Origin of the sequence: Bacillus cereus group sp. BfR-BA-01441 (genome assembly GCF_022663075.1) — a bacterium.
In the GTDB taxonomy this organism is placed as follows: domain Bacteria; phylum Bacillota; class Bacilli; order Bacillales; family Bacillaceae_G; genus Bacillus_A; species Bacillus_A cereus.
In genome coordinates this window covers 1-1,329 of the sequence record NZ_JAKUEU010000209.1, presented here as the reverse complement: position 1 = coordinate 1,329, position 1,329 = coordinate 1, and the positions used below count along the sequence as shown (strand labels likewise).

Here is a 1,329-nt window from a genome sequence, read left to right as displayed (position 1 = left end):
TATGAATTGTTTATTTAATTCACAAAAAATTCATACAAAACTATATCACTATTTCATTCTTCCACATCATACCAGAAATATGGCGAAAAATGAAGAGAAATAGAGTATTATGAAGAAAATCCATTTAATATCATAGTATAATAAATGGATTTTTCTGTATACTCAATTATATATTGAATATACATTGAGTATATGTTATCTTATAATAAATTTCAAATGATTTATTTTGAGTTTACCTATGCATAGGTTGTTTTTGATAGTAAGATATATTCAGAGCTACATATTGTGACAAAATACTATGAAAAAAGGCAAAAAAAAGACCATCAATTTGTTGTTAGATTTCCACGTCAGTCAACAAATTAATGGATCATTGGTAGTTGTTGTAAAAGAAAAAACATACTTTGTTGTTAATTCCTATAAATAAGATAACATAATTTTTATTTTTAGAAAAGTATAAAAGTGAAATGTTTTTTCTTCTACCTTCTATCATAAGTAGGAGGAAATTTTATGGTAGAGACTAATTCGTTTAATACCGCTAATCTTAGCAAAATAACATCAAAAAAGCTCCCATATGAGGTAATACCGCGTGAATTACTTCAAGCACCAGAACATATAGATATGAGCTTAGAAGCATTAGGACTTCTTTTAAATTTAAAGTCATATAAGGATGATTGGATAATTCGAAAAACAGAACTATATCATCGTTATCCATTTAACAAAGAGAAAAGCATAAGAAAATGTTGGAAAGAACTAGAAGGATGTAATTATGCAAAAGAAATAAAGGTTCGTGAAGGTAGTAAATACACACATCATTATTTCTTTGATATTGTCCCATTTGATTCTAATAGTATTAGCATTTCTGAAAGTGGATCTATGGCTTCTTTTATCGGCAACCAATTCCACTTACCAAATAATTCAGTTCAATATAATAATAGGTTTGAAGATGCATTTGAAATGTTACCTAGAGAACTATTACAATCTAAGGATTTAAGTTTGCAAGCTATTGGGCTTTTATGTCACTTAATCTCTTATCCTGAAAGTTATCAATTACAAAGAAAAGAATTATACTCTAGGTTTAAAAAGAACAAGCGTGTATCTGTTAATACAATCTTAGAAGAACTAATTGAAAATCGTTATTTTCTCCAATTTAAAAAAAGAAATGGAAAAAAAGATGATACAAGATATTTTTATAGAACTACACCTTTTAGTGATAGCGAAATTAATGAAATTGAATCTATTATTGAAACAAAAAATGTAGTTAGTTTTGCACTTGGTAAAAGAAAACCTGATACAGATAAAAAAGTGGGGACTTCCAAATCAACACCCCAA

The 1,329-nt window shown here is 27.3% G+C and carries 1 pseudogene; it reads left to right on the top strand.

The features are described from left to right. Positions 1-507: 507 nt before the first annotated feature. Positions 508-1,329, top strand: a pseudogene (locus MR107_RS30060) (hypothetical protein); the annotation flags it as partial.